Here is an 8236-nt window from a genome sequence, read left to right as displayed (position 1 = left end):
CGCCGACGGCCGCATCGTCGACGAACTCCACCACCCCACCGCCGACACCGTCCTGGACCGCATGCGCCGCTTCGACGCCAAGGGCCGCACCAGCTGACACCCCGCCGCCCCGCAGCCAGCCCACCGACCCTTCCCAGGACACCCCATGTATCGCACCGCACTGCGCAACGTGCTGGCCCACAAGGGCCGACTGCTCATGACGGCGCTGGCCGTCATGCTCGGCACCGCCTTCGTGGCGGGCACCATGGTCTTCTCCGACACCTTCGGCAAGGCCATGCGGGACAGCAACTCCAAGAGCTACTCGGACGTCTCGGTCCAGGTGGTCGACCAGGCGGCCGGCTCCGCCGCGAGCGCCAAGCAGAAGAGCGAGAGCGGCTCCGCCGCGCTCACCGACGCCACCCTCCAGCAGCTGGCCGCCCTGCCGGGCACCGCGAACGCGCGCGGCGTGGTGAGCGGCTTCACCGGCGTGGCCGACCACAAGGGCAACCTGATCGGCCAGTTCTGGGCCGCCAAGGGCGCCAACTTCGCCCCCGGCCAGGACGGCCGGGACCCGCGCTACCCGATGGCCGAGGGCCAGGGCCCGAAGAACGCCAAGGAGATCGCACTCGACCGCAAGACCGCCGACAAGGCGGGCTACAAGGTCGGCGACACGGTGCGGGTGGCCGCCAACGGCCCCGTCATCGAGGCGAAGCTCACCGGTGTCTTCACCACCGACGACCCGGTGGTGAACACCGGCGGCACGCTCACCCTGTTCGACAAGGCCACCGCCCAGCAGCTGCTGCTGGAGCCCGGCCGCTACAGCGGCGTCGTGCTCACCGCCAAGCCCGGCACCACCGAGGACGCGCTGCTCGCCCAGGTGCAGCCCAAGGTGCCGTCCGGCAGCCAGTTCGACGTCGAGACCGGCGCCAAGCTCAAGGCCGACGAGCAGAGCATGATCACCAAGGGCACCGACAACATGCGCACGATGCTGCTGGTGTTCGCCGGCATCTCGCTCTTCGTCGGCATCTTCATCATCGCCAACACCTTCACCATGCTGGTCGCCCAGCGCACCAAGGAGCTCGCGCTGCTGCGGGCCATCGGCGCCAGCCGCAAGCAGGTCACCCGCTCGGTGCTGGTCGAGGCCCTGGTGATCGGCACCGTCTCGGCGCTGGCCGGTCTGGCCGCGGGCGTCGGGATCGGCGCGGGGATGCAGTCCCTGATCGTCGGTCTGAACGAGAACATGCCGAGCGGTGCCCTGGTGATCAAGCCGGTCACCGTCGCGGTGACCCTCGTGGTCGGCGTCGTGGTGACGGTGCTGTCCGCGCTGCTGCCGGCCCTGCGCGCCGCCCGGATCGCCCCGGTGGCCGCGATGAGCAGCGGCGACCAGCCGGCCTCCCAGAAGAGCCTGGTGGTCCGCAACACCATCGGCTCGCTGCTCGCCGCCGGCGGCCTGGCCCTGATCGGCTACGGCGCCTCCACCGGCAGCACCGACGGCCGGGTCCCGGTCGGCCTGGGCGCGTTCCTGGCCCTGATCGGCGTGTTCGTCCTGCTGCCGCTGCTCTCCCGCCCGGTGGTGGCCCTGCTCGGCCCGCTGCTGCGCGGCCTCGGCGGGACGCCCGGCAAGCTGGCCCAGCAGAACGCGGTGCGCAACCCCCGCCGGACGGCCGCGACGGCCGCGGCGCTCACCATCGGCCTGACCCTGGTCAGCGGCCTCACCGTGATCGGCGCCTCGGTGTCGGACGTGGTGGACCGGGCCGTCACCAGCTCGATGAAGGCCGACTACATCGTCTCGACCGCCAACGGCATGAACCTCTCCGAGCAGGTGCCCGCGCAGATCGCCAAGGCACCCGGGGTGGCGGCCTCCTCGCCGATGACCACGGCGTACTGGGAGCTCGACGGCACCGGCAAGTCGATCTCCGGTCTGGACACGGCGACCTTCGACCAGCTGGTCGACATCGACCTGACCAGCGGGTCCACCGCCGCGCTCGGCAAGGGCCAGCTGCTGGTGGACGAGGACGTCGCCAAGAAGTTCAACGTCACCACCGGCTCGACCATGACCGTCTCCTACCCGGACGACACCAAGGGGCAGCTCACCGTCGGCGGCGTGTACAGGACGGGCGGCATGCTCGGCCCGGCCCTGCTGGCCAACAGCGAGATCGCCAAGCACGACCCGAAGCCGTACGTCTCCGACGTCCTCGTCAAGGGCAAGGACGGCGCCACCGACACGCTCAAGCAGTCGCTCAAGGACGCCACCGGCGCCAACCCGGTGATCGAGGTGAAGTCCAAGCAGGACGTCCGCGACGGCTTCAGCCAGACCATCACCTTCGCGCTGAACCTGATGTACGGCCTGCTGGGCATGGCGGTCCTGATCGCGATCCTGGGCGTGATCAACACGCTGGCGATGTCGGTCTTCGAGCGCAAGCGCGAGATCGGGATGCTGCGGGCGATCGGCCTGGACCGCCGGGGCATCAAGCGGATGGTCCGTCTGGAGTCCGTGGTGATCTCGCTGTTCGGCGCCGGCATCGGCCTGGCCCTCGGGTGCTTCATCGCCTGGGCGATCAACGGCACCCTGAAGTCCGGCCTGGCCGGGCTGACCACCGTCCTGCCGTACGGCCAGCTGGCGCTGTTCCTGGCGCTCGCCGGAGTGGTGGGCCTGGTGGCCGCGATCTGGCCGGCCCGCCGGGCGGCCGGGCTGGACATCCTGTCGAGCATCAAGACCGACTGACCCGGGACGCGCGGAGAGCCCCTGCCGATCCCGGCAGGGGCTCTCCTACTGCTGTACTCCGCCCGGTCACAGGGCCGGCTGAGCACCACGGAGGTCGTGGTCCGGCAACGCTGCCGGGCGGAGGGCCTCCGACTCATACCCCGGCGCTCCCACACCGGGGTCTCAGTCGCTTACTTGCTCGCGAGTTCCTTGTCGGCGGCCGGCTTGGCGGCCTCGACGGGCTTGGTGGGCGGGGTGACCTCCTGGATCGGAAGCTGCGGCTTCTCCATCTGGGAGAGGCCGACCATCTCGCGCTTCAGGAACATCGCGAGGGTCCAGTCGGTGAAGACGCGGACCTTGCGGTTGAAGGTCGGCACCATCGCGCCGTGGTACAGGCGGTGGAACCACCAGGCCGGACGGCCCTTCAGCTTGTACTTGCCGAAGAGGATCGCGACGCCCTTGTGCAGGCCGAGACCGGCGACCGCACCGAGGTTCTTGTGCTTGTACTCCGCCTGCGGGAAGCCGCGCATGCCGGAGATCACGTTGTCGCCGAGGACGACGGCCTGACGGCAGGCGTGCTGCGCGTTCGGCGGGCACCAGGCGCCCTCGCCGGCGGCGAGGTCCGGGACCTGGGCGTTGTCGCCGGCGGCCCAGACGTAGTCGAAGCCCTGGACCTGGAGGGTCGGCGCGGTGTCGACGTGGCCGCGCGGGCCCAGCGGCAGACCGAACTCGGACAGCACCGGGTTCGGCTTCACGCCGGCCGTCCACACGATGGTGGAGGCGTCCATCTCCATGCCGTTCTTCAGCATGACGTGGCCGTCGACGCAGGAGTCCATCGAGGTCTCGATGTAGACCTCGATGTTGCGCTCTTCGAGCTTCTCCTTGGTCCACAGACCGAGGTCCGGGCCCATCTCGGGGAGGATTCGGTTGGCGGCCTCGACCACGACGAAGCGCATGTCGTCGCGGCTGACGGTCCGGTACAGCTTGGACGCGTCGCGCGCCATGTCCTCGATCTCGGCGATCGTCTCGATGCCGGCGAAGCCACCGCCGATGACGACGAAGGTCAGGGCCTTGCGGCGGACCTCCTCGTCCGTGGTGGACTCGGCCTTGTCGAGCTGGGCCATGACGTGGTTGCGGAGGCCGATGGCCTCCTCGACCGTCTTCATGCCGATGCCGTTCTCCGCCAGACCCGGGATCGGGAAGGTGCGGGAGACCGAGCCGGTCGCGACGACCAGGTACTCGAAGGGCAGCTCGTAGCTGTCGCCGGCCGCGGGCTGGACGGTGGCGACCTTGCGGGCGTGGTCGATGCCGGTGACGGACCCGGTCAGCACCTCCGCCTGCTTGAGGGCGCTGCGCAGCGGCGCGACGAGGTTGCGGGGCGCGACGTTGCCGCCGGCCGCCTCGGGGAGGAAGGGCAGGTACGTCATGTACGACCGCGGGTCCACGACCGTGACGGTCGCTTCGCCGTAGCGCATCTTCTTGAGGATGCGCATCGCGGCATACAGGCCGACGTAACCACCGCCGACAATGAGGATGCGAGGACGCTCCGTGGTGCTCATATCCGAAAGTATCCAGCACCGTCCGGAGCAGCCTTCGTGAGCCCGGTCACAAGCTCATGGACCCCCCGTGCTACACTGCGCGGCCACAAAACCGGCACGGGCGCGCAACCTCACGGCCCTTCACGCCCCCTCGTGAACATGCGCCGGAGCACCACCCTGCTGAGCAGCAACGATCCGTACAGGGCCCGGGTTCCCGCGCGTGGTTTTGATATTCAAACCCCGAACGAGCCCTGACCTGCGATCCAAGGGGCGTCACCGCCGGGAGGCCTTCGGTCCCACAATTCGGACGTAGCGGGCGAGCCGGTGCGACGAATGGCCCGATCGTCATGTGAAGAAATTCACGAACCTTTTCGCACGGGCCCGGGCGCGTCCCGGCCCCGGCCCTCCGAAAGGGGTGCCGGGGCCGGTCGGGTAAGCCCTGCCCGGGGTCAGGAGGCGATACCCCAGGCGATCCCGTCCAGGATGTCGTGCTCGCTCACGACCACCTCGGCGGCGCCGGTGCGCTCCATGATCTCCAGCAGCTCCAGCGCGCCGGCCGCGATCACGTCCACCCGGCCCGGGTGCATCGACGGGATGGCCGCGCGTTCGGCGTGGGTCGCGGCCAGCAGCTCACGGGCGATCTCGGCGACCCGCTCCCGGCCGATCCGCGAGTGGTGGATCGCGGCGGAGTCGTAGTCCGGCAGGCCCTGGGCGATCGCGGACACCGTGGTGACCGTCCCGGCCAGACCCACCAGGGTGGCCGCGCCGGTCAGCGGGACGACCTCCTCGGCCTTGTCCAGCTCGGCCCGCACGTGCGCCCGGGCCTCGGCGACCTGCTCCGCGGAGGGCAGCTCGGCGCCGCCGAAGTGCCGCTCGGTGAGCCGCACGCAGCCGATGTCCACCGAGCGCGCCGCCTGCACGTCCTCCGCGCCGAGCACGAACTCGGTCGAGCCACCACCGAGGTCGAACACCAGGTAGGGGGCGGGGAACTGACCCCCGGTCAGCTCCTTGGTGGCGCCCAGGAAGGACAGTCGCGCTTCCTCCTCGCCGCTCACCACCTCGGGCTCGACGCCCAGGACGTCGCGCACGCCCTTGACGTACTCGTCGCTGTTCTCGGCGTCCCGGGAGGCGCTGGTGGCGACGAAGCGCACCCGCTCCGGGCCGACCCCGAAGCCGGAGATGATCTCCTGGTACTCCCGGCAGGCCGCGAAGGTGCGGGCCAGCGCGTCCGGGTGCAGCCGGCCGGTCTGGTCCACGCCCTGACCCAGCCGGTTGACGATCATCCGGCGGTCGAGGTCGGTGATCTCCCCGGTCTCCGGGTCCAGGTCGGCGACCAGCAGCCGGATCGAGTTGGTGCCGCAGTCGATCGCGGCGACTCGGGTCATGGTCACTGCGACTCCTGCTGCCCGCCGGTGTCCCCGGCCGACCCGCCCGGGGCCGCCGGGGACTGCGCCGCGTCCTCGGCCGGCTCCTGCGCGGCACGCTTCTTGGCGGCGCGCTCGGCGGTCTTCTGCTGCTTGGCGGCGATCACGGCGTCGTGGTCCTGGTCCTTGGCGCGGTTGCGGGCGACCCGCTCACCGGCCGCCTGGACCTCGGCCGGGGAGACGCACGGGCCCTTCGCCCACCAGTCCTCCAGCATGCCGATCGCCTCGTCGCCGAGCGGGTTGACGCCCTCGCCGGCCGCCAGCGAGTGGCCGACCAGCACGTGCAGGCACTTCACCCGGTCCGGCATGCCGCCGGCGCTCGGGAAGCCCTCCAGCACCTCGATGGCGTCGCGCCGGGCGATGTAGTCCTCGTGCGCCTCCTGGTAGGCGGCGGCCAGCTCCGGGTCCTCGGCGAGCCGGGCCGTCTGGTCCTTCATGACGCCTTCCGCCTCCAGGGTGCCGATCAGCGAGGCGGCCTTGGGGCAGGTCAGGTAGTAGAGCGTCGGGAACGGCGTGCCGTCGGGCAGGCGGGGAGCCGTCTCCACGACGTCCGGGTTGCCGCACGGGCAGCGGTGGGCCACGCCGCGCAGGCCGCGCGGCACCCGGCCGAGCTGGGCGGCGATGGCCGCGACGTCGGCGTCGGAGACGGCGGGGTGGTTCTCAGTGGTCATGGGGGGAGGTGTCTCCAACGGGGGACGGTGGGAGCGAAAGGGGGGTGCCGGGGGCCGGCGCGGCGGTGTCGGCGGCGTCGACCGAGTCCCAGATGCTGGTGTACCAGGGCTTGGCGGCCGTCGCCTGACCGGCAGCCACCCCGGCGGCGGGGGCGCCGGCGGCGGACGAGGAGGGCTTGGCGGAGGCCTGGTCGGCCGGATCCACCGCGATGTACGGGGTCTCCCCCGGCACCGCGTAGTGCAGCCGGGCGCGCGCCTGCGCCTTGACGTACTCCGGGTCCTGCCAGCGGGCCCGGTCCCGGCGCAGCTGCTCGACCTGCCGGCGCACCTGGTCGGCCTTCGCCCGCTGGGCGGAGATCTCGGCGCGCTGGGAGATGAACTGCCGCGTCGGGTAGGCGAGGATCGCCACCAGTGAGCACAGCACCAGGACGAGGACGGTCGCCCGGCTCGTGAACCGAGGCCGGGCCGCCAAGCCCGGGATCCTCCAGCCTGCCATCTCCCGTATCCCCTCCTGGTCGCGACGGTGCCCCGCCGTCCACCCTACGGGGTGAACGGCGGGGCACCGGTCAGGCTTGCGCTACCGGGAGCGCTCGGCCCTCGTGACCTCGCGGTCTCAGCCCTCGTGCTTGAAGCGCGGGAAGGCGCCGCGGCCGGCGTACTCGGCGGCGTCGTCGAGGATCTCCTCGATGCGCAGCAGCTGGTTGTACTTGGCGACGCGCTCGGAGCGGGCCGGGGCACCGGTCTTGATCTGGCCGCAGTTGGTGGCGACGGCCAGGTCGGCGATGGTGACGTCCTCGGTCTCGCCGGAGCGGTGCGACATCATGCAGCGGTACCCGTTGCGCTGGGCCAGCTCGACGGCGTCCAGGGTCTCGGTCAGCGAGCCGATCTGGTTCACCTTCACCAGCAGCGCGTTGGCGGTGCCGGTCTCGATGCCCTTGCCCAGGCGGGCCGGGTTGGTGACGAACAGGTCGTCGCCGACCAGCTGGACCTTGTCGCCCAGCTTGACGGTCATGGCCTTCCAGCCGTCCCAGTCCGACTCGTCCAGCGGGTCCTCGATGGAGACCAGCGGGTAGGCGGCGACCAGCTCGGCGTAGTACTCGATGAGCTCGGCGGCCGAGAGGGCCTTGCCCTCGAACTGGTAGGCGCCGTCCTGGTAGAACTCGGAGGCGGCGACGTCCAGGGCCAGCGCGACGTCACGGCCGGGCACGTAGCCGGCCTTCTGGATGGCCTCGGTGATCAGGTCCAGGGCCTCGCGGTTGCTGTCCAGGTTCGGCGCGAAGCCGCCCTCGTCGCCCAGGCCGGTGGACAGCCCGCGCTCCTTCAGCACGCCCTTGAGGGTGTGGTAGACCTCGACGCCCCAGCGGACGGCCTCGGAGAAGGACTCCGCGCCGATCGGGGCGATCATGAACTCCTGGATGTCGACGTTGGAGTCCGCGTGCGAGCCGCCGTTGAGGATGTTCATCATCGGGACCGGCAGGACGTGCGCGTTCGGGCCGCCCAGGTAGCGGAACAGCGGCAGGTCGCTGGCCTCGGAGGCGGCGTGCGCGACGGCCAGCGAGACGCCCAGGATGGCGTTGGCGCCGAGCGAGGACTTGTCCGGGGTGGCGTCCAGGTCCAGCATGGCCTGGTCGATCAGGCGCTGCTCGGTGGCGTCGTAGCCGACCAGCTCCGGGCCGATCTGCTCGATGACGGCGAGGACGGCCTTCTCCACGCCCTTGCCGAAGTAGCGGTTCTTGTCGCCGTCGCGCAGCTCCAGGGCCTCGAAGGCACCGGTGGAGGCACCCGACGGGACAGCGGCACGACCCGTGCTGCCGTCGTCGAGGCCGACCTCGACCTCGACCGTGGGGTTGCCGCGGGAGTCGAGGATCTCACGGGCTACGACGACATCGATGGACGGCACGAGGCATCTCCTTGCGGAAG

The 8236-nt window shown here is 71.1% G+C and carries 5 protein-coding genes and 2 pseudogenes; 2 read left to right on the top strand and 5 right to left on the bottom strand.

The window, feature by feature from the left end; all coding sequences use genetic code 11:
- Both ACIGG8_RS36445 and ACIGG8_RS36440 read left to right on the top strand, forming a co-directional pair.
- A pseudogene (locus ACIGG8_RS36445) lies at positions 1–97 on the top strand (ABC transporter ATP-binding protein); the annotation flags it as partial.
- Positions 98–145: 48 nt separating this feature from the next.
- Positions 146–2704: an ABC transporter permease gene (locus ACIGG8_RS36440; protein WP_396552904.1), complete on the top strand. Its 2559-nt coding sequence runs from the start codon at positions 146–148 to the stop codon at positions 2702–2704.
- Between the two features lie 170 nt (positions 2705–2874).
- Here ACIGG8_RS36440 and ACIGG8_RS36435 read toward each other — a convergent pair whose 3' ends face one another.
- The 5 genes and pseudogenes from ACIGG8_RS36435 to eno all read right to left on the bottom strand — a co-directional run bounded on the left by ACIGG8_RS36435 (position 2875) and on the right by eno (position 8216).
- A complete protein-coding gene (locus ACIGG8_RS36435; RefSeq protein ID WP_350526160.1) occupies positions 2875–4242 on the bottom strand; it encodes an NAD(P)/FAD-dependent oxidoreductase in 1368 nt (455 codons plus the stop codon).
- 428 nt (positions 4243–4670) lie between these two features.
- Positions 4671–5606 (bottom strand): Ppx/GppA phosphatase family protein, encoded by a 936-nt coding sequence (locus ACIGG8_RS36430; RefSeq protein ID WP_350526165.1) that lies wholly within the window; start codon positions 5604–5606, stop codon positions 4671–4673.
- Positions 5607–5812: 206 nt separating this feature from the next.
- Positions 5813–6334 (bottom strand): annotated as a pseudogene (locus ACIGG8_RS36425) (DUF501 domain-containing protein); the annotation flags it as partial.
- Positions 6306–6788: a septum formation initiator family protein gene (locus ACIGG8_RS36420; RefSeq protein ID WP_396552903.1), complete on the bottom strand. Its 483-nt coding sequence runs from the start codon at positions 6786–6788 to the stop codon at positions 6306–6308. The gene ACIGG8_RS36420 and the pseudogene ACIGG8_RS36425, both read right to left, overlap by 29 nt.
- A gap of 141 nt (positions 6789–6929) precedes the next feature.
- Positions 6930–8216 (bottom strand): phosphopyruvate hydratase, encoded by a 1287-nt coding sequence (eno, locus tag ACIGG8_RS36415; protein WP_350526158.1) that lies wholly within the window; start codon positions 8214–8216, stop codon positions 6930–6932.
- Positions 8217–8236: the final 20 nt, after the last annotated feature.

This window comes from Kitasatospora sp. NPDC085464, from assembly GCF_044541955.1.
Taxonomy (GTDB): Bacteria; Actinomycetota; Actinomycetes; order Streptomycetales; family Streptomycetaceae; genus Kitasatospora.
The sequence above is the reverse complement of the archived record's forward strand: the minus strand, read 5'-3'. Positions and strand labels throughout refer to the sequence as shown.

What these genes read in the sequence shown, in the direction of transcription:
- ACIGG8_RS36435 (WP_350526160.1), bottom strand. Translation starts at nt 4,242, where the DNA reads ATGAGCACCACGGAGCGTCCTCGCATCCTCATTGTCGGCGGTGGTTAC.
- ACIGG8_RS36430 (WP_350526165.1), bottom strand. Translation starts at nt 5,606, where the DNA reads ATGACCCGAGTCGCCGCGATCGACTGCGGCACCAACTCGATCCGGCTG.
- ACIGG8_RS36440 (WP_396552904.1), top strand. Translation starts at nt 146, where the DNA reads ATGTATCGCACCGCACTGCGCAACGTGCTGGCCCACAAGGGCCGACTG.